This is a genomic window from Alcaligenes sp. (assembly GCF_050255915.1).
In the GTDB taxonomy this organism is placed as follows: Bacteria; Pseudomonadota; Gammaproteobacteria; order Burkholderiales; family Burkholderiaceae_B; genus Alcaligenes; species Alcaligenes aquatilis.
In genome coordinates this window covers 395,328-415,432 of sequence record NZ_JBFWIQ010000002.1, presented here as the reverse complement: position 1 = coordinate 415,432, position 20,105 = coordinate 395,328, and the positions used below count along the sequence as shown (strand labels likewise).

At 54.8% G+C, this 20,105-nt stretch carries 21 protein-coding genes; 13 read left to right on the top strand and 8 right to left on the bottom strand.

The window, feature by feature from the left end; translation table 11 throughout:
• Window positions 1-883 precede the first annotated feature (883 nt).
• Together AB7E06_RS04115 and AB7E06_RS04110 are read left to right on the top strand one after the other, a co-directional pair.
• On the top strand, window positions 884-1,678 hold the full coding sequence (locus AB7E06_RS04115) for a uracil-DNA glycosylase (protein WP_427955251.1): 795 nt from the start codon (window positions 884-886) through the stop codon (window positions 1,676-1,678).
• Between the two features lie 30 nt (window positions 1,679-1,708).
• A complete protein-coding gene (locus AB7E06_RS04110; protein ID WP_094195338.1) occupies window positions 1,709-2,062 on the top strand; it encodes a hypothetical protein in 354 nt (117 codons plus the stop codon).
• Window positions 2,063-2,395: 333 nt separating this feature from the next.
• Here the strand turns inward: AB7E06_RS04110 and lipA are convergent, their stop codons facing one another.
• Window positions 2,396-3,400 carry a lipoyl synthase gene (lipA, locus tag AB7E06_RS04105; RefSeq protein ID WP_094195337.1) on the bottom strand — a complete coding sequence of 335 codons (1,005 nt, stop codon included), beginning with the start codon at window positions 3,398-3,400 and terminating at the stop codon, window positions 2,396-2,398.
• 199 nt (window positions 3,401-3,599) lie between these two features.
• Here lipA and AB7E06_RS04100 point away from each other — a divergent pair, with 199 nt between their 5' ends.
• On the top strand, window positions 3,600-4,391 hold the full coding sequence (locus AB7E06_RS04100) for an enoyl-CoA hydratase (protein WP_108727109.1): 792 nt from the start codon (window positions 3,600-3,602) through the stop codon (window positions 4,389-4,391).
• A 67-nt stretch (window positions 4,392-4,458) separates the two neighbouring features.
• Here AB7E06_RS04100 and lipB read toward each other — a convergent pair whose 3' ends face one another.
• The 5 genes from lipB to AB7E06_RS04075 form a co-directional block, all read right to left on the bottom strand.
• Entirely contained in the window at window positions 4,459-5,121 is a 663-nt protein-coding gene (gene lipB / locus AB7E06_RS04095; protein WP_230019471.1) for a lipoyl(octanoyl) transferase LipB, read from the bottom strand.
• 17 nt (window positions 5,122-5,138) lie between these two features.
• On the bottom strand, window positions 5,139-5,411 hold the full coding sequence (locus AB7E06_RS04090) for a DUF493 family protein (RefSeq protein WP_094195334.1): 273 nt from the start codon (window positions 5,409-5,411) through the stop codon (window positions 5,139-5,141).
• Window positions 5,408-6,280: a D-amino acid aminotransferase gene (locus AB7E06_RS04085; RefSeq protein ID WP_094195333.1), complete on the bottom strand. Its 873-nt coding sequence runs from the start codon at window positions 6,278-6,280 to the stop codon at window positions 5,408-5,410. Before AB7E06_RS04085 ends, AB7E06_RS04090 begins: the two co-directional genes overlap by 4 nt.
• A gap of 24 nt (window positions 6,281-6,304) precedes the next feature.
• Window positions 6,305-7,534: a D-alanyl-D-alanine carboxypeptidase family protein gene (locus AB7E06_RS04080; protein ID WP_199827851.1), complete on the bottom strand. Its 1,230-nt coding sequence runs from the start codon at window positions 7,532-7,534 to the stop codon at window positions 6,305-6,307.
• Window positions 7,535-7,659: 125 nt separating this feature from the next.
• The gene (locus AB7E06_RS04075) at window positions 7,660-8,310 is read right to left on the bottom strand and encodes an alpha/beta hydrolase (protein WP_162496889.1); all 651 of its coding nucleotides are present in this window, start codon (window positions 8,308-8,310) and stop codon (window positions 7,660-7,662) included.
• Between the two features lie 57 nt (window positions 8,311-8,367).
• On the opposite strand from AB7E06_RS04075, the gene AB7E06_RS04070 reads away from it, so the two are divergent.
• From AB7E06_RS04070 to AB7E06_RS04055, 4 genes are all read left to right on the top strand, one after another.
• Window positions 8,368-9,237 carry a biotin--[acetyl-CoA-carboxylase] ligase gene (locus tag AB7E06_RS04070; protein ID WP_094195331.1) on the top strand — a complete coding sequence of 290 codons (870 nt, stop codon included), beginning with the start codon at window positions 8,368-8,370 and terminating at the stop codon, window positions 9,235-9,237.
• Between the two features lie 38 nt (window positions 9,238-9,275).
• Complete coding sequence (locus tag AB7E06_RS04065; protein WP_230019472.1) at window positions 9,276-10,112, top strand: type III pantothenate kinase; 837 nt, start codon at window positions 9,276-9,278, stop codon at window positions 10,110-10,112.
• Window positions 10,113-10,447: 335 nt separating this feature from the next.
• The gene (galU, locus tag AB7E06_RS04060; protein WP_094195329.1) at window positions 10,448-11,278 is read left to right on the top strand and encodes a UTP--glucose-1-phosphate uridylyltransferase GalU; all 831 of its coding nucleotides are present in this window, start codon (window positions 10,448-10,450) and stop codon (window positions 11,276-11,278) included.
• Between the two features lie 253 nt (window positions 11,279-11,531).
• Window positions 11,532-11,741, top strand: a complete 210-nt coding sequence (locus AB7E06_RS04055) for a cold-shock protein (RefSeq protein ID WP_026483779.1) — start codon at window positions 11,532-11,534, stop codon at window positions 11,739-11,741.
• A 156-nt stretch (window positions 11,742-11,897) separates the two neighbouring features.
• Here the strand turns inward: AB7E06_RS04055 and AB7E06_RS04050 are convergent, their stop codons facing one another.
• Window positions 11,898-13,223 (bottom strand): 3-deoxy-D-manno-octulosonic acid transferase, encoded by a 1,326-nt coding sequence (locus tag AB7E06_RS04050; protein WP_094195328.1) that lies wholly within the window; start codon window positions 13,221-13,223, stop codon window positions 11,898-11,900.
• A complete protein-coding gene (waaC, locus tag AB7E06_RS04045) occupies window positions 13,220-14,236 on the bottom strand; it encodes a lipopolysaccharide heptosyltransferase I (RefSeq protein ID WP_094198233.1) in 1,017 nt (338 codons plus the stop codon). The genes AB7E06_RS04050 and waaC overlap by 4 nt, the downstream gene beginning before the upstream one ends.
• Window positions 14,237-14,360: 124 nt before the next feature.
• Between waaC and AB7E06_RS04040 the strand changes: the two genes are divergently transcribed.
• The 6 genes from AB7E06_RS04040 to AB7E06_RS04015 all read left to right on the top strand — a co-directional run bounded on the left by AB7E06_RS04040 (window position 14,361) and on the right by AB7E06_RS04015 (window position 20,069).
• The gene (locus tag AB7E06_RS04040) at window positions 14,361-15,260 is read left to right on the top strand and encodes a LysR family transcriptional regulator (protein ID WP_094195327.1); all 900 of its coding nucleotides are present in this window, start codon (window positions 14,361-14,363) and stop codon (window positions 15,258-15,260) included.
• Between the two features lie 100 nt (window positions 15,261-15,360).
• Complete coding sequence (locus AB7E06_RS04035) at window positions 15,361-16,164, top strand: putative hydro-lyase (protein WP_121737716.1); 804 nt, start codon at window positions 15,361-15,363, stop codon at window positions 16,162-16,164.
• 111 nt (window positions 16,165-16,275) lie between these two features.
• A complete protein-coding gene (locus tag AB7E06_RS04030) occupies window positions 16,276-17,322 on the top strand; it encodes a TRAP transporter substrate-binding protein (RefSeq protein WP_108727104.1) in 1,047 nt (348 codons plus the stop codon).
• 130 nt (window positions 17,323-17,452) lie between these two features.
• Window positions 17,453-18,073, top strand: a complete 621-nt coding sequence (locus AB7E06_RS04025; RefSeq protein ID WP_094195324.1) for a TRAP transporter small permease subunit — start codon at window positions 17,453-17,455, stop codon at window positions 18,071-18,073.
• Window positions 18,070-19,353 carry a TRAP transporter large permease gene (locus tag AB7E06_RS04020; protein ID WP_427955237.1) on the top strand — a complete coding sequence of 428 codons (1,284 nt, stop codon included), beginning with the start codon at window positions 18,070-18,072 and terminating at the stop codon, window positions 19,351-19,353. The genes AB7E06_RS04025 and AB7E06_RS04020 overlap by 4 nt, the downstream gene beginning before the upstream one ends.
• A 32-nt stretch (window positions 19,354-19,385) precedes the next feature.
• A complete protein-coding gene (locus AB7E06_RS04015) occupies window positions 19,386-20,069 on the top strand; it encodes a DUF2848 domain-containing protein (protein ID WP_108727103.1) in 684 nt (227 codons plus the stop codon).
• Window positions 20,070-20,105 lie beyond the last annotated feature (36 nt).

Below are 20,105 nucleotides of genomic sequence, written 5' to 3'. Positions count from 1 at the left end.
TCAACTTTCAAAACAGCTAAAAACTTAACGTTGCGTTCTCTGGAGCAGAACCTAGAACTTTAACACAGAATTTTCTGATTTGTCAAGCTCCGGGTTTTACACCGTGTCAGTTACCTGACCAGTCATTTAAGCTTCGGTGCGGGCCTCTTGGCCAAGGCGGTGAAACTTACCTAACTGCTCTCTGCGGCGCTTCCGGGAAAACCCTCTGTGTGCTGCAGCGAGAAAAGAACTATAGCACGATGATTTTCGGCTTGGCAAGTTTTTAACCTGAATATTTCATGCAAAAGAGATGACTCACAGCGAATTTCCACTTAGGTCATTGTTTTATATAAACAATCCAAAATGAAACAAAATAATACAAAACTGCCTATCATTCCTGTATATCTGGACGGATACCAGAACTGGCAGGAGAAACACCAGGAAGTCATAGCGCAGAGCAGGTAGATTCTGGGCTTTTTCTCTCTAGCTCGGCATCGTCTCTCTTGTTTCACACTAAATTCCTGCCCCAGAGTGTTTTTGCAGACAGACAGACAGACAGACAGACAGACAGACAGACAGACAGACAGACAGACAGACAGACAGACAGACAGACAGACAGACAGACAGACAGACAGACAGACAGACAGACAGACAGACAAGATGAGCATGCAGTTGCGATCTTGGGGGGGACTGAACAGAAGGCTATCACCCTGGATCGCTAATCTAGAACTACGCCTGCAACACTCTATATAGAGCTGGTCGTCTCTCTATATAGAGAGGCATACCAAGCACTCTGCTTTTTGCCGTCAAACCTCCCTCTATATATAGACACCCCATCCAAGCAGATAGGTAGGCCTCCTCTCCCCCATTACAATAGGCGGACAACTCACTCTGTATGCAGACTATGGCACGATCATCTTCTCAAGCTCCTGCGGCACAGCTCAGCCTGATTGGCGAGGAAATCCTCTCCGGCAATCTCCTGACCGAGAACATCCTGACTCAAGTTGCCCGCCTTCCCAGCGACTGGCGAGCCACATTGGATCGCCCGGAGCTGCAAGACATATTGGCGGCTCTGGCCAAGTGGCTGGACAAAGAGTGCCAGGATGGCGCCGCTATTTACCCGGCCGCCCCTTTCCGTGCACTGGAGCTACTGCCATTACAAAAAGTCAGTGTGGTGATTCTGGGCCAGGATCCTTATCACGGCCCCAATCAAGCACAGGGCCTGTCATTTTCTGTGCCCGACACCTGCCCGGCCCCACCCAGTCTGCGCAATATCTTTAAAGAGCTGGAACTGGAATATCCCGACACCGTGTTACCTAGCAGTCATGATCTGAGCAACTGGGGCCGACAAGGTGTCTTGCTATTGAATACATCGCTCACTGTAGAAGATGGTTTGCCTGCCTCTCACGCCAAGAAAGGTTGGGAGCAAATTACAGACTCCCTACTGATGAACCTGGCTCAGCAAACTACGCGCCCTATTGTTTATATGTTGTGGGGTGCGCACGCTCAGGCCAAAGAGGCCTTGATTCAGCAGCACTCTCAACGTCCCTATCTGATTTTGAAGGCCAATCACCCTTCCCCCTTGGCTGCGCGCCGGCCCCCTATGCCTTTTATTGGCTGCGGTCATTTCCACCAAGCCAATGACTGGCTCAAAGAGCAGGGGGTCACCCCCATTCAATGGTTTGCCACTGGCGCTTAACCATCCGTTCCCCTTACCTGATCCCGAACCATGCCTTTAAGCCCCGCTAATCCAGAATTAAGCTCTTCAGAACAACATGCTCTTTGGTCGAACGAACTGCTCGAACAATATAGCTGGCAATTCCAGGGGGAAACACCATTTGCCGTTCCCCTGGCAAGCCTTCCCTTACTAGATGAACTGTTCAAGTTTGTTAATGAGACCATCAAGGACTCTTTTGACCGCTCTTTATTCTGCTGGACTGATCTCAAACAAGACAGCAAAGGCCTGACGGCCTGGTATTTGGGCGTCGAAGATTACGACGAAGTGCTGGAGCCTTATATAGAGAGTTTGTCGACCCGTGCCCTGACACTGAGCGATGCAGTGGAGCCTCCAGCTTCTCGCTGAAAACGGTCAAGCGCCTATTCAAGAAGAATTCCAAAGGGTCGATTACGGCCCTTTGATTTTTACGATCATTCAACATACTCTCGTCGCAGCAAGCAGGGATAAGTAGATAGCCCAACGGACAAGAACTTCTCGTCCACTCACCTCACTCCACACAGCACCGGATCAAATAGCCGCGCAGCGACGAGATAGCCCAGCGTGGTTGGTTGATATAGCCTTCAACTGAACAAGGCGTGACTCACCCAGCCTCTTTATAAGAGCAGGCATAAAAAAACCCGGCCAACCGACCGGGTTTTTCAAATAAAAGCAGCGCTTTATAACACCCCACCCTATCAATTAGGGCTGCACACCTGCGGCGTGCGCTTGCTGATCAGCGTGATAGGACGAACGCACCATGGCACCCACAGCAGCATGGGTAAAGCCCATTGCATAGGCTTCGCGTTCAAACATCAAGAATTCATCAGGCGTCACGTAACGCATCACGGGCAAGTGGTGGCCAGATGGTTGTAGATACTGGCCAATGGTCAGCATATCGATGTCGTGCGCACGCATATCGCGCATCACTTCCAGAATCTCTTCGTTGGTTTCACCCAAGCCAACCATCAAACCGGATTTGGTCGGAATGTCTGGATGCAGCTTCTTGAACTCTTGCAGCAGTTTCAAGGAGTGGTGATAGTCTGAACCAGGACGCGCCTGCTTGTACAAACGAGGCACCGTTTCCAGATTGTGGTTCATTACATCAGGCGGGCAAGCATTCAGGATGCCCAAAGCACGGTCCAGGCGTGCGCGAAAGTCCGGTACCAGCACTTCAATGGTGGTCGTGGGCGAATGCTCGCGCACCTGACGGATACATTCTACAAAGTGGGCAGCACCACCATCACGCAAATCGTCACGGTCTACGGAGGTAATCACCACGTAGGACAACTTCATGGCACCAATGGCCTTGGCCAGGTTGGCCGGCTCGTTCTCGTCCAGCGGATCGGGGCGGCCGTGGCCCACATCACAAAATGGGCAACGACGTGTGCACTTGTCACCCATGATCATGAAGGTTGCCGTGCCCTTGCCAAAGCACTCCCCAATATTGGGACAGGACGCTTCTTCACACACCGAAAACAGTTTGTGCTCGCGCAGTGTTTCCTTGATCTCGTAGAAACGAGAGTTTGGAGCAGCCGCCTTCACCCGAATCCAATCAGGTTTTTTCAAACGCTCTGCTTGCACAACCTTAATGGGAATGCGCGAGGTCTTGGCCTCGGCCTTCTGCTTTTGCGTTGCGTCGTATTCGACAACGCGAGGGCGCACAGTAGGTTTGGAATCGACGGACGTATCTGTAGGGGTGGTCATAAGCGTCTAAATAGAAAAACAGCATGCGAGCAGCATCACTAAACGATGGGCGCAGTGGCCAATTGTAGCCCCTTCGCTTTACAAGCGCCTAGAACAAGGGCGATAGTTTGTGCCAGACCCCTCTAATATAGAGGTCGCCTTAACGATGCAGCAACACCCGAGAATAAAACCTGCACATACTATAAGTACGGAGACTTGCATGTCACAAGAGTACCTAGCCGATCCCGTCCTGCTGGAACAACACCAGGGACTGGCCCGCATCACCTTGAACCGGCCCGCCAAGTACAACGCGCTGTCTGAAGAAGTGTTGGACTCTTTACAACACATTCTGGACAAGCTGGCCCAGGACCCCAGCTTGCAATGCGTCATCATCCAGGCGGAAGGCAAGGCTTTTTGCGCCGGGCACGATCTGAAGCAGATGCGTTCCCAGCCCGAACACGATTACTACCGGGATCTGTTCAGCCGCTGCAGCCGCGTTATGCAAGCCGTGCTGGCCTTGCCGGTGCCGGTGATTGCCCGTGTGCAAGGACTGGCCACCGCTGCAGGCTGTCAACTGGTTGCAACCTGCGATATGGCTGTGGCCACCGAATCCACCCGCTTTGCGGTATCAGGCATTAATGTTGGCCTGTTCTGCTCTACACCCGCTGTTGCCCTGTCGCGCTGCGTGCCGCCCAAAGCCGCTATGGAAATGTTGATGACCGGCGAATTCATCAGCGCCCAACGTGCTCAAGAGTTGGGACTGATCAACTACGCGGTCGCTGAAGATCAACTGGATCAAACCGTACAGAAACTGGCCGACAGCATCATGGCCAAGAGTCCGGTTGCCGTCCGTGCAGGCAAGGCCATGTTCTACCGCCAGCGCAGCCTGGCTATTGAACAAGCCTACGACTACGCCGGCCAGGTCATGGCTGACAATATGATGAGCAATGATGCCTGCGAAGGTATAGACGCCTTTATCGAAAAACGCGCGCCGCAATGGAGCGGAACCTGAAACCTAGGGATAAGTAAGCTATATAGTGAGAGCACCGCATGACGCAGTGCTTTCACAGCACCCGCCGCTACGCCATCGTTACAACTGTACGCAACGCTATCGCCCGGGCCAGATAATCAGACAAATACTGTGCAACCTCGTCCATGGGGACCACGATACCTTGCGAGTGCATATCCGTTGTTTGCAGCCCTTCATAGCCACAGGGATTGATGCCGCTAAACGGGCTTAGATCCATGTCTATATTCAAGGCCAGTCCATGATAAGAGCGGCCATTGCGAATCTTGATACCCAGTGCGGAGATCTTGGCCAACTCCTGGCTTACCACCCCTTGCGGCACGTAGACGCCCGGCGCCCCCGGTTTGCAGCAAGCGCCCTTGACACCGAAATGCGTCAGACAGGCAATGACGGCCTCTTCGAGCAGGCGTACATATTCTTTGACGTACAGACCTACCCGGCGAAGATCAAACAGGCAATACACCATTAACTGACCAGGGCCGTGATAGGTAATCTGCCCACCCCGGTCGGTTTGCACCACGGGGATGCCGCCGGGGTTAAGCAGATGTTCCGGCTTGCCGGCCTGCCCCTGAGTGTAGACAGGCGTGTGCTCAACAAGCCAGATTTCATCCGGAGTCTCTGGCCCGCGCTGCTCGGTGAAGTCGCGCATTGCCTGCCAGATAGGTTCATAGGCGCTAGGCCGCTCAAACCATTTGATACGAACTGAGTCGGACATGAACGCCTGATTCCTGCTTACATCACCACGCGCACAAGATGATGCGCATGCAGGGCACGATACAGATTATCCAGTTGCTCGCGCGAAACGGCACGCACGGTAAAAGTCAGTCCAGTGTAATTGCCCGCCTTACTGGGCCGCACTTCAATAGTGGCGGCATCAAAGTCTGGGTCATGTTCCAAAACGATAGCCAGCAATTCGTCTTGCAGTGTTTCATGGCTCTGACCCATGACTTTGATAGGAAAGTCACTGGGGTATTCAATCAACGATTCTTCAGGGGAAATTGTCATGCTTGCTCCGCAGCCTTGATAGCCTTGTCATAGCCTTCACGTAATTTGGCAAAGACAGGGCCGGGTCGTCCGTCACCGACGGGCTGACCGTTAAATACAACGATGGGCAGCACCTCTTTGGTGGCTGACGTCATCAAAATTTCATCGGCAGTATCGACCTCCTCTCGGGAGATCTGACGTGCCTGGAAGGCGATCCCCGCCTGAGCGGCCAGCTCTTCCATCAAACTGTAGCGCACCCCTTCCAGGATCAAGTTATTGCGCATGGGTGCCAGCAAGGTGCCGTCACGCACAATCCAGATATTGCAGGAGGCCCCTTCGGTCAGGAAACCGTCTCTGAACTGAATGACTTCATCCACACCGGCTTCGACCGCCTGCTGTTTGGCCAGTACATTGCCCAGCAAGGAAACGGATTTTATATCGCAACGCAGCCAGCGTTCATCTTCAATGGCCACCGCCGTCAAACCCGTCTCGCGTTCTTGCTGCACGCGCTTGAACGGCGAGACCATGATGAAGATACTGGGCGTCACATTGCTGGGGAAGGCGTGGTCGCGCTTGGCAACACCACGGGTCACCTGGATGTAGACCATGCAGTCGGCCCCGCGCCCCGAACGGGCCAGCATGTCCATCACCAGCTTTTCCCACTCACGGCGGGTAAAAGGGTTATGAATGCCCACTTTGGCTAGGCTGCGCTCCAAACGCCCCAGGTGCCCATCAATACGGAAAGGTTTTCCGTGATAGGCAGGTACGACATCATAAATGCCGTCGCCAAAGATGAAGCCACGATCCAGTACCGAGATCTTCGCTTCGCCCAAGCGCACGAAATCGCCGTTCAAATAAACAATGCTGTCAGGGTCAATGCCTGCAATCATAGGGGTCAGCCTCGCACCAAGGGATTACTCAAACATCAAGCGTACTTTGTCGGCCATACGACCGAAAAAGCCTGCCTCGGGCACATCCTGCAGCACCAGCAAAGGCTGCTCTGCCAGAACCTTGCCATCCAAGGACAAAGTCAGTGTACCGACCTTGTCACCCTTGCTCAACGGAGCCAGCAAAGGCTGGGTATAGTTAGCCACAGGCTTGATTTCCGACGACTTTCCACGGGGCACTGTCAACCACAAAGGCTGGGCGGTACCCAGGCCTACGTTCTCGACCTCACCTTCCCACACCCGAGCGGTGACAGCAGGATTGCTAGTGTCATACAGCTTGACCGTTTCAAAGTTCTGGAAGCTCCAGTTCAACAGCTTCAGGCTGTTTTCTGTACGGGCGGCATCGTTCGCCGTACCAACAACGACTGACACCACACGGCGGCCGTCGCGCAAGGCAGTCGACACCAGGCAGTAACCCGCCGATTGGGTATGGCCGGTTTTCAGGCCATCAACCGTGTTGTCCAGCCACAGCAGGCGGTTACGGTTGGGCTGCTTGATATTGTTATAGGTGTACTCTTTTTGGCTGTAGTAGTGCAGGTACTGGGGAAAACGGGCAACCAGTGCAGCAGACAACATGCCCAGATCACGTACCGAAGTCAGATGATCAGGGTCAGGCAAGCCGGTAGAGTTCTTGAAATGCGTAGCAGTCAAACCCAACTTGGCAGCCTCTTCGTTCATCAGGGCAGCAAAGGCCTCTTCGCTACCTGCAACGGCTTCGGCCAAGGCCACAGAGGCATCGTTACCCGATTGCACGATCACACCTTGCAGCAGATCGTTCACCGACACTTGCGAATTGACCTTTACAAACATGCGCGAGCCTTCGGTACGCCAGGCTTTCTCCGAAATCACAACAGTCTGATCCAGCTTTAAGCGACCGGACTCCAAAGCATCAAAGACCAGATAAGCGGTCATCAGCTTAGTCAGGGAAGCCGGTTCCACCTGTTCATTCAGCCCTTCAGCGGCAATGATCTGGCCGCTATTGACATCCATGGACAACCAGGCACGCGCCGTCAAGGCTGGTGCGGGTACCACGGACAAATCACCCGGCAAGGCAGGCGTCGGCGTCCCAAGCACTTGAGCCGATTCTGTCGGTGTGGGAGTTTGAGCCTGTGCCTGTACTGCCATAGGCAGTGCCAAGGCAAGTGCCACCACACAGCGGGAAAGGACCGGAGATGCAAATTTTTGAATAGAAGTCATGGAAAAAATCGATTGCTTTGACAGTGGCGGAAAGAGCCCATTATGGCAGAGCCATATAGGCCTGTGAGGGGCCAAGCCCCTGAGTCTGAGCAGGAAAACGCAACGATTTGAAAGCAAAATCCGACTTAGGTTCCAAGCCCAGCCAAATGTCGGCTGATCAATTCACGGAGCTGAATCAGCTTGCCATGAAAAAAGTGACCAGCCTCAGGCAACACGACCATGGGCAACTGATGCTCACGTGCAAAGTCCATGCCCTCGGACAAGGGAACAACGTCGTCGGTTTCGCCGTGCACCAACAAGGTATCGGCAGGAGGGCTGACATCGCGGAACCGGAAGCGATTGACCGCCGTGCCCGTCAAGATAAAAGCATGCGGCAACGGTGCCTGGGCGTCCTGCAGGCCGGCATACACTTGGGCTGCAACCGCTGTGCCAAATGAAAAACCAGCCAACAGGGATGGGCCGGAACTCCACTGTGGAAAATGCGATGGGAATTGCTCTATCAAGGCCAGCATATCGGCGGTTTCGCCACGACTGCTGTCGAACTGCCCGGCGGACTTTCCGACACCGCGAAAATCGGGGCGTACTGCCAGCAAACCGTGTTGGGTGGCGCTACGTGACAGGGTTGTCACGACTTTGTTATTACGTGCCCCACCATGCAAAGGGTGTGGATGCAGCAACAGAGCCCAACCCCTGGGCTCGCCTGTCGGCCAGTCCACAGCACAGTCAATAACACCAGCCAAGCCGGAAAATTGGATTGTATCTACGCGTTCAGACATGCTCAGATCAAATATCACATAAGATTACGTTTAACTCGTCCAGTGTACCGGATTGTCATGAATACCTCTTCTGCATTCACCTTACCCAGCCCTCGCGATATGGTGGCAGAGCTGCGTACGCGCTTGCCACATTTCCCCCAGATCCACTGGGTGGATTCGACTGAATCGACAAACGCGGATTTGCTCGCTCTGGCTCGTCAAGAATCGGGACCACGTGTGCGACCTTGGTTATTAGGCGCGCACCTGCAAAGCCGTGGCCGTGGGCGTGCTGGGCGCACGTGGGAAAATAGCGTTGGCGCAAACCTGATGTTTTCCTGTGCCTTCGATATTTTTCTGCCTGCACGGCAATTGCCTACACTCTCACCGCTATCGGGTCTGGCAACGACAGAAGCCCTGCGCCTGTTTCTGGAGCCGGCGGTTCGTAATCGTCTAGCCATGAAATGGCCTAATGACGTGCTGTGGGATCAGGCCAAGCTATCCGGCATTTTGGTAGAGGCCACCCGCGCCAGCGCTGCGCCCAGCTCCAGTGATCATCATGTGGTCATTATTGGTATAGGCCTGAACCTGCGCGAAGCGGCGACCATCAGCCAAAACACGCAGCGCGCCATTGCGGACTGGACCAGCATTGCGGAACACTCCCAGCAAGCATCCCTGGCACGATGTTCAGACATTGTGGCCAAGGTTGCGCAAAGCCTGTACCTGAGCCTGAACCATGTCACAGCCCACGGCTTTGCTGATCTGCCGACACGCTACGCACAGGTAGATGCACTGATTGGCCAACAAGTCCATATCATTGACAACGGCCAAGTCCTGCATACCGGTATCGTGACTGGCATCAACACGTCGGGGCAATTATTGTTGCGTCACCCCGATGGTACGGAACGGGCGGTCACCGTGGGCGAAGTTTCCGTTCGCGCCCAACGCTGATCGCTATACTGCACTCTTTTCAGCTCTGACGACCCGGCATGACCCTGCTTATCGACTCTGGTAATACCCGCATCAAATTGGGGTGGTGCCATCCCTTAACCGGCGCGCGCGAAAGCCAGCCGGTTAGCCTGCATGCGGACCAATTGGATCAATTGGCTGTTTGGCTAGAAGCAGGTCAGGCTCCCTTGCAAGAATTCGCCAATCAAAAGGGTGTGCAAGCGCTGGGGGTGAATGTGGCAGGCCCACAGGTACAAAAACAAATTGACGCGGCCGTCAGTCATCTGGGTTTAGGCCCGGTACGCTGGCTACAGGCACAAGAGCAGATTTTTGGGCTGCACAATGATTATGAACAGGCCGGGCAACTGGGCGCCGACCGCTGGGCTTCTTTATTAGGGCTCAGCGATTTGCTGGCCCAGGAATATCCTGCCCAGCAAGGGGCCTTGCTGATCAGCTTCGGTACTGCCACGACGATTGATTTGCTGGGACCCGAACAAAATGGCGTGCGCCACTTTCTGGGTGGGTCCATTTTGCCCGGCCCCAGCTTGATGCTGGCTTCACTCAAACAAAATACGGCACAACTTCCTGAGGCCCACGGGCAGACAGCGGCTTTCCCGCGCAATACCCAAGCCGCCATCAGTACAGGAGTTGCTGCGGCACAGGCTGGAGCTGTGTTACGGCAATGGGAGAGAGGGCGTCAGCATCTGGGGCATAGCCCATTGGTGTTTCTGGCTGGCGGTGGCCGCGCTCTGGCGCAGCAAGAACTGTTAGAACAATTAAGTCACCATTGCCGCCTGCTCAATATAGAGGTACCCCAGCTGCACGAGCTGGAAACGCCTGCTTTGCGTGGCTTGGCGCTGTTTGCCGCCCATTTGTAAGCCAGAATGGGTTCCACAACGGGCTTTCAGCGTCAGACAAGCAGGGAGACCCTTAGATACGATTGGCATTAAAACGGATGAACTTAAACTCCCCTACCCGTACAATCTTGGGTTGAACTGTATTTTTCAGGGCATCTGCGATGCGACTGCTTTTCATACTGATCCTGGTGGCAAACGTCGCCCTTCTAGCTTTTGGACAAGGCTTTTTCGGCACACCTCCCAGTGAGCAAGGGCGTGAGCCTCGGCAGTTTTCGCAGCGAAACCAGGATGCCATTCAACTTGGAACTCCGGCTCATCCCGCGCCAGCTTCACCTTGATCCTCGATTGACGACACTATGAAACCCATACGCAAAGCTGTTTTCCCCGTCGCCGGTCTAGGCACACGTTTTCTGCCGGCCACCAAGGCCATGCCCAAGGAAATGTTGCCAATCGTCGACAAACCACTGATTCAGTACGCTGTCGAAGAAGCGGTTGCCGCAGGAGTCACAGAGCTGATCTTTATTACAGGCCGCAACAAACGGGCCATTGAAGATCACTTTGACAGCATCCCGGAACTGGAGCACGAGCTGGAAGGCAAGAATAAACTGGAATTGCTGGATGCTGTCCAGAACATCATCCCCAGCCATGTAAGCTGTATTTACACCCGCCAGCCACGCGCGCTGGGTTTGGGCCATGCTGTGTTGTGTGCCGCCCCCATCGTCGGCAACGAACCCTTTCTGGTTCTACTGGCAGACGATCTGATTGACGCTACCACACCGGTATGTCGGCAACTGGTTGAGGCGGCGCATCAATACAACGGCAGTATTGTGGCAACTCAAAATGTAAATAGAAATGAAACGAATAAATATGGAATCGTTTCGGGTAATGCCGTCGACTCCAAAGCCACTCGATTAAATGGAATTGTTGAAAAGCCAGCACCGGATGTTGCTCCTTCCACACAAGCCGTTGTGGGCCGTTATGTATTAGAAGCAGAAATATTTGACCACCTGCGACGCACTCAAGCAGGGGTAGGTGGAGAGATTCAATTAACGGATGGAATTGCCAGCCTTTTGAAAAGCCGTCCGGTATATGCATATGAATATGAAGGCACACGTTACGACTGTGGTAGCAAGTCCGGTTTCTTTCATGCTACGCTTGAATTTGGTCGGAAATACCACGGACTTTAACGAGGGGCGCAGAGGGGTCCGTTGCAATAACAAGCTTGGTTGTAATTGTTGATCAAACACTGCCTGAAAACCACGCAAAGGGCGATTTAGCTTGACTTACAGGCCAAATACCCCCTACGATTGGCGGTGCAGGATTTCAAGTTCGTCGAAGTTTGTTCAATACGGTATTGTTTCTAATACTCATTGCCCTGATTTTTACATCTTGACAATCTTTTTTGAGCAGATTGCTCGTCATTTTTAGGGAATGCAGGAAATGCAAACAGAAACCGGTATCGTGAAATGGTTCAATAACGAAAAAGGCTACGGCTTTATCTCCCCCGACAACGGTGGCAAAGATCTTTTCGTTCACCATTCCGACATCTTGGGCACAGGCTTTAAATCCTTGGAAGAAAACCAACGCGTTTCGTACGTGTCGGCTGAAGGCCAGAAGGGCCCACAAGCTAAGAGCATCCAGAAACTGTAAATCGATTTCGATCAGTTTTTAGATCTCAAAAAAAGCCCGCTTAATGCGGGCTTTTTTATTTGATTTGATTCAAATCAAGACAAGCTGTCTTCAAATTACCACAAACTCAAAAGCACATAAAACCTAATACTTATTAGCTAATAAACAGCTCGGTATTTAATCGCGAATTTGTGCCAATCCAGAAAGTACACGTTGCACTGCACCTTGATGCATCTGGACCCAATGCAAACCCGAATCAGCCATCTTGTTGTGACGTGCCGGATCGTCCACTAATTCCAATGCTTGTTGCAACGCCAAGGCTGGCGTACTGGCCCGTATCACAGCACCAGCCTGCATGGCATCTTGCATAGCCTGGGCAAAATGATGAGTATGCGGGCCCACAATCACAGGGACACCGACTGCGCAGGCTTCAATAAAATTCTGTCCGCCCAAGGGCTGGAAGCTACCCGCCACAATGGCCACGCGCGCCAAGCCGTAATACCAATGCATCTCACCTAGGGTATCGCCCAAAAGCACATCAACCTCTCGGCAAGCTTGGATCGCACTCGTACTGGTGTCGCCCTGTTTCAACAGCTCACTACGTCGCACCGAACGCAAGCCTAGCTGGTTCAGATAGTCTGCCGCTTCCTCAAAGCGCTCGGGGTGACGCGGAATAACGACAAACAAGACTGGGCGATGCAGTTCGCTGCCATGCTCGCGTTCGCGACGCAAATAGTGGGCAATAGCATCCATGAAATCGGCATGCTCGGTCTCACGCGTACTGGCAATCACCACCACACGCCGCCCCAGCTCGCTGGCAAAGCCACGACCACGAGCAATCTTGTCCTGCGGCAAGACCACATCAAACTTCAGATTCCCAGATACGCGCACTCCCTGAGCTCCCGCCAGCTCCAGTCGTTGGGCATCGGCCAGACTTTGTGCATAGATCAGTTTGAAGGAACGGTAGGCCCCACGCATGACCGAACCCGCCTTCAAACTGGTTCGCAGCGCACTTTCCGAAAACCGAGCACTGGCCAGCATCATGGGAACACCTTGTCGGCGCGCTGCAGCCAGCAGATTGGGCCACACTTCGCGTTCAATCAACACCCCGGCACATGGACGGTAATGCGCGAAAAAACGCCGTACCGAGCCGGGAAAGTCGTAAGGCAGCCATTGCTGCAACAACTGTCCACTTGCGATCTCGGCGGCAAATGCTTGTGCCCCTTCTGCGCGGCCCGTGACGGTCATATGGGTCAACAAGACCGTCTCGCCTTGATCCAACAAGGCACGAATCAAAGGCTGAGCGGCACGCGTCTCACCCAAACTGACTGCATGTACCCACACCGGCGCCTTCTGAGGCACAGGCAGGGAACCATAAAAACCAAAGCGAGGGCCCGATAACACCTGCCAGTCACCACCAGCACGACGGGCACGCACACCCATCCAGGCCATCAAGGCTGGAGCCAGGAGACGAATGGAGGCAGTATAGAAAAATCGGTTCACCCGCTAAGCCTCGATGTAAGACCGGCAGCCGCCAAGCCCGGTTCAGGCATCTGCGTCCGCCCCAATGCCTGATCGATCGCACAGAGCACCGTTTCTGCCGAAGGAGGATGCCCGCGCTCGCCCAGGCTGGCAGTATAGGCAGAACCTTCCAAAGGGGTACGTACTGGGGTCGAGGCCTTATAGATACCAATAGTGGGGCGGCCCAGGCCGGCCGACAAATGGGTCAAACCGCTATCCAGACCCACCATGACCTGGGCTCCAGCCAATTGCAAAGCGATAGGCGTCAAATCCATTCGTGGCATGACCTGTGCCTGACTGCGACCAGCTATCAGGGCTTGGGCACGTTCAGACTCGGTAGGGCTACCTGCCAACAAGCGCAGTGCCAAGCCTTCACCTTGCAGGCGGTCAAAGACCTGCTGCCAGTTCTCCGGCTCCCAGAGCTTATCGTCGCGACTGGCTGACGGCATGATAATGGCGTAAGGATTTTCGTCCTTGGGCGCTTGTGCGGCCAAACCCTGCAAACCAAAATCGGGCGCACCTTCGAATTGATAGCCGAAGGCCGAAGCGGCCAAGCTGCGCTGACGGAAAACGGCAGGCTGCCAAAACCCGACGCGATGACGCACGTCATAGAACAACGAGGCCAGCGGCTCACGCGCAGACTTCCAGTCCAGACCATGACGGCGGCCTTTCGTTTGGCGCACCAGCCAAATGGATTTCATCAAGGCCTGCATATCGAGCACCACATCGTATTGGCGCGACTGCAACTGTTCTCGCAGGGCGGCACGTTCCTGGCGTGTCTGGGCAGACCACCATTGTTTGCGCCAACGCCGATGCGCCACCGGAATCACTTCATTTACTGCCGGATGCCAGCCCGGAATCTGAGCAAAGCTCTCTTCCACAAGCCAATCTATTTGTGCACCGGGCACATAGCGTGCAATGTCCGAGATCGCTGGCAGCATATGCACCAGATCTCCCAAAGAGGACGTACGCACAATCAGTATCTTGCAAGTCATGGGCGAATTATAGTGGTGGGCGCGTTCAATCAAACAAAGATACGGAAAAATATCCGTCAGCTCTAGTTCTGAGCGCCGATGGCGATCAGGCATAATAAGACTGCCTATTTTCTGGACCGGAAACATGATTGATCTCAAACAGATCGAAGCCTTTGTATGGGTTGCCGAGCTTGGCGGTTTCCGGGCAGCTGCCGAAAAACTCAACACGACCCAACCGTCTATTTCTCAGCGTATTGCCGGGCTGGAATCCAGCCTGGAGCTACGCTTGTTTGATCGGGGCGCCCGGGGCATCAAACTGACCGACAAAGGCCAGGAGCTGTTATCGCACGCACAGCGCATGCTGGATTTACGCACCGAGATGCTGCGCGCAGCCAAAGAACAAAATGCCATTCGCGGCCTGCTACGCCTGGGAGTGGCTGAAACCATTGTCCAGACCTGGCTGCATGAGCTGATCGACAAACTGCATCAGGAGTACCCTTCCCTGGTCATTGAAATCCATGTCGACACCACTAGCGTGCTGCGCCAGCAACTGGCCAGTTTCCAGATTGATATGGCGATGATCGTAGGCGTGGGCCAGGACCCAAAAGAGCAGTGCATTCGACTTTGTGCTTATCACTTAGGCTGGGTCGCCAGCCCCGAATTGAAACTGCATGGCCGAAAAGTCAGTGTTTCAGAGCTAGGGGTTTACCCTGTAATCACCTATCCTTCTGGTAGTGTTCCCTACCTGGCCACACGCGAAGCGCTGCTGCGTGCCGGCGTCAAATCTCCCCGTATTTTTGGCAGCGCATCCCTGAGCACTATCGTGCAAATGACACGCCACGCCATGGGTCCAAGCGTACTTGCCCCCGACGTCATAAAAGACGAGCTTGCCGAGGGAAAACTGCGTCTTTTGAAGGTTGATCAGCCACTGCCAGCGATCGAATTCTTTGCCTGTTGGATGGACTCGCCAGACAGCCATATTGCCCGCGTCGTCGCTGACCATGCACAAGCAATCGCCCAACAATACGTGCAGTCCGATAAGTAATCTTTATAGCCTTGGATTCAAACATACGATTGGACACACATTATCCGATCGGTTGCAATCCGATGCTGTGATCAACCCCCTTTTGTGCGAGTGGTCATTCATGAACCTGCAAACCCTGCCTGTGTTGGCGCCCGAGGCCCAAAAATGCCGCGAGCTGATCCGTCGAGAAACCCATACTGGTCCCACTGCGGGGCTGGCGGCAGGCTATGTGCAGGCCAACCTGATGATCCTGCCCAAAGACTGGGCCGATGAGTTCTTGCTGTTTTGTCAGCGCAACCCCAAACCCTGCCCTTTATTGGCCGTGACCGAACCCGGCCAGTTTCAGGTGCCGACCCTGGGTGGCTCGATTGATCTGCGCACGGATTTCCCTCGTTACCGTGTCTGGCACAACGGCGAGCTCAGTGCCGAGCCGCTGAACATCGAAGCAGTCTGGCGCGATGATCTGGTGTCCTTTCTGATTGGCTGCTCCTTCTCGTTTGAAGAAGCGCTGCTGGCCGATGGAATTGATGTACGCCATATCAGCACGGGGGTAAATGTGCCCATGTATCGCAGTTCGATTCAGACTCAGGGCACGCAGCGCCTGTCGGGCCCCTTGGTGGTTTCGATGCGCCCCATGCGTGCTGCCGATGCCATCCGCGCTATTCAGATCACCTCGCGCTTTCCGTCCGTGCACGGTGCTCCGGTTCATATCGGCGACCCGTCCCTGATTGGAATCAGCGACCTGCAACACCCCGACTATGGCGATGCCGTGCCAGTCGGTGCCGACGAATTACCCGTTTTCTGGGCTTGCGGCGTCACCCCTCAAGCCGTTGCTGCCCAGGCCAAGCCGCAGTTTTGTATCACACATGCCCCTGGACATATGTTGATTACCGATCTGCCCAACACACGGCTGGCCGCGCTTTAAGCAAGATTAGACCGGTACCCCCGGTCGCCCCTTTGGTTTCAATATGCAGCCCCTGCAAACAGGGAGCGCACTCTATCAACCATACAGCTGGACCGCTATTAGGAGCACCTTATGAAAAAAATCGTACTGACCTCCCTGGCTTTAGGCTCACTGGCCCTGGGCTCTGCTGCCCTGGCCCAGGATCTGCCCAAGACTTCCTTGAAAGTTGTCGGTGGCTTGAGCAACCTGACCGCCTACCAGAACACCGAGCAGCCCTTCTGGACCAAGAAAGTGCCTGAGCTGTCCGGTGGTCAGATCACCGCTGATATCAAGGGCTTTAACGATATGGGCCTGAAAGGTCCTGAAATCATGCGCTTGATCGGTCAAGGCGTGATTCCTTTTGGTACGGCTACTCTGGCCTACTTCGCCAGTGACAACTCCATCAACGAAGCCATCGACCTGGCTGGCCTGGCTCCCGATATCAACGTAGCCAAGAAGCTGACCGACGCGTTCACTCCTGCTTACGAGCAGTTCTACGCCAAGAACAACGTCAAGGTACTGGGTTTCTCCACCTACCCTGCTCAAGTTCTGTTTTGCAACGGCAACTTCAATGGCCTGAGCGATCTGAAAGGCAAGAAAGTGCGCACCAGCAGCCGTACACAGGCTGAATTCGTTCAGGCTCTGGGCGGCAACAGCGTCACCATTCCATTTGGTGAAGTGGTTCCAGCTCTGCAAAACGGTGTGGTCGATTGCGCCATCACCGGCTCCATGTCCGGCTACTCGGCCAAGTGGTACGAAGTCAGCTCCAAGCTGTACGAAATGCCCATCAACTGGAACCAGCAGATCCACGCTGCCAACCTGGGCTCCTGGAACAAACTGGATCCTAAAGTTCAAGAATTCCTGGCCAGCAACATCAAGGCCATGACCGAAGAGATCTGGGTTGCCGCTGCCAAGGAAACGCAGGAAGGTTATGACTGCAACACCGGCGCCGATGCTTGCACACAGCCGGTAAAAGGCAAGATGACCCTGGTCAAGCCAACAGACGCTGACCGAGAGCTGCTGAAAAAAGTCATGAGCGAAACCGTGGTGCCCAAGTGGGCCGAGCGCAGCTCCGCTGACACCGTGGCCGCTTTTAACACCAGCCTGAGCCCGATCCTGGGCTTTGAAGCCAAGAAGTAATCTGACTTGATGTCACTGCCAAGCGGCGCTCCTTCTCGCACCGCTTGGCGGCCCAGCACCTGGGCCCCCCCTGTCTTCAGGGCCTATCATCCATTCATATGCTCCCTGAACCCTCTACGGGTTAGACGCCATGGAAAATACCGAAAAATTCGCCATGCTCAACCGCTTGCTGGCTGGTGCTACCAATCTGTCGCGCTACGCCATCTGGTTTGCTGGCAGCCTGACCCTGATCAGTGCTCTCTACATCACGGCCGATGTCCTGCTGCGCAAATTCACCGGACGCTCGCTTGGCGGCTCCGATGAACTCTCTGGCTATGCCTTTGCCATCAGCATCTCCTGGGCCTTGTCCTTTGCTACCTTGCAACGCGCCAATATCCGTATCGACGCCATCTACCAGCATCTGCCCGTGCGCTTGGCCGCACTGTTGGACTGGATTGCCCTGGTCGCACTTTCGGTCTTTATTGTGTATCTGACCCTGTATGCCACCAGCGTGGCCGACGTGTCCTGGACCAATCAGTCCACCGCCAACACGGCAATGGGTACTCCCTTGTGGATTCCCCAGTTTCTGTGGGTTGCAGGCCTGCTCTGGCTGTGCGTGGTCCTGGCACTGATGCTGTTGCGCTCCAGCCTGGCATTGATTACGGGCGATCTGAAATCCATCCAGAGCCTGTGCGGTATTCGCAGTACCCAGCAAGAAGCCCTTGAAGAAGCCGAGGCCGGCCAACGCATGGTCCACGGAGACACCAAATGATTAGTACCGCACTGACTCTCCTGCTCGTTCTGATCGGGCTAAGCATCCCTGTAGGCGCAGCCCTGGGGGTTCTGGGCCTGATTCTGGACCCGCTGTATTCCATGCTGCCACTGACCGGCGCACTCGGTGAAATTTCCTGGGGCACCAGCAACGAGTTCCTGCTGGTTGCCATCCCCTTATTCATCATGCTGGGCGAAATTCTGCTGCGCTCGGGCATGGCCGAGCGCATGTACAACGCCATGAGCCTATGGCTGTCCTGGCTGCCCGGTGGCCTGATGCATGCCAATATCGGGGCCAGCGCCCTGTTTGCCGCCACGTCTGGCTCCAGTGTGGCGACCGCCGCCACCGTCGGTACCGTGGCCTTGCCGCAGATCAAAAAGCAAGGCTACAACGAGCCGCTGTTTCTGGGCAGTCTGGCTGCGGGTGGCACCTTGGGCATTCTGATTCCGCCTTCGATCAATCTGGTGATCTACGGCGTGCTGACCAACACCTCCGTACCCAAGCTGTATCTGGCCGGCATCATCCCTGGTCTGGCCATGGCCTTGCTGTTCATGCTGGCTATTGCTGGCGCCTGCATGGTCAAACCCCAATGGGGCGGTAGCAAAGTCAAAGCCTCCTGGGGCCAGCGTTTTGCCAGCCTAGTGCATCTGGTTCCACCACTGGGTATTTTCTTGCTGGTGGTCGGTTCGATTTACGCCGGTATCGCCACCCCGACCGAGGCCGCCGCCTTGGGTGTGGTCGGTGCGCTGCTGCTGGCCACTTTCTCGGGCCGCCTGAGCTGGAAAATGCTCAAGGAAGTGCTGGAAGGCACCATGAAATCCACCGCCATGATCATGCTGATCGTGATCGGTTCAGCCTTCCTGAACTTTGTCATGTCCGCTACCGGCCTGACCACAGCGCTGACTGACGCCATTACCGGCCTGGGCGTCTCGCCCATCACCATGCTGCTGATTATCGTGGTGTTCTACCTGGTACTGGGCTGCTTCATGGAAACCCTGTCCATGATGATCACCACCATCCCGATCGTGGCTCCGATCATGATTGCCCTGGGCTTTGACCCGATATGGGTGGGGATTGCCATCATTATTCTGGTGGAAGTGGCGCTGATCACTCCGCCTGTTGGTCTGAACCTGTTTGTGGTCCAGAGCTTGCGCAAGAGCGGCAGCATGAACGACGTCATGCTGGGTAGTCTGCCTTTTGTGATCATGCTGCTGTCCATGGTGGGTCTATTGGCCATCTTCCCGGATCTGGCTCTGTGGTTGCCACGCCTGTTCGGTTAATCCAATCTGTTTTTGAGTAAACGAGTACTGCTATGCGTTTGACGTTTGAACTGGCCCAGGCCACCCACACTGAAATCATCGAAGCTGACCTGCAGCACTGCATCGTGGCCGGTTGGGCTGGCCGCGATCTGGCGGCCATCGAGCACCACATTGAAGAGCTGGCCGAACTGGGTGTGCCCCGACCAAGCGCCGTACCTTTGTACTACCGCATCGCTGCCAATCAGATGATCCAGGACACCGACATCCAGGTCGTTGGTACCGGTTCGTCCGGCGAGACCGAAGTATTTGTGTTTAATCACCAAGGCCGCCTGCTGGTGAGTCTGGCCTCGGACCACACTGACCGTGTTCTGGAAGCCCACAGCGTGGCCCTGTCCAAACAAATCTGCGCCAAGCCCGTTGCCCGTGATGCTTGGTTGTTCAGCGATGTGGCCGAGTACTGGGACGAGCTGATTATCCGCGCCTACATTCAGGAAGACGGCAAGGAAGTCCTGTACCAGGATGGTCCTTTGTCCACCCTGAAAAACCCGCTGGAACTGATCGAAGGCTACTTTCAGTCCACCACCATGCCCGAAGGTTTTGGCATGACCTGCGGCACGGTCGGCGCCATCGGTGGTATCCGCCCCGCAACCCAGTTCACCATGGAGCTGTATGACCCCCGCCGCGAACGCAGCATCCGTCATACCTACGTGACTGAAACTCTGCCTGAAGTAGCCTAAACTGGCCCAGCCCGCCCCACCCATTTATTTTGCGAG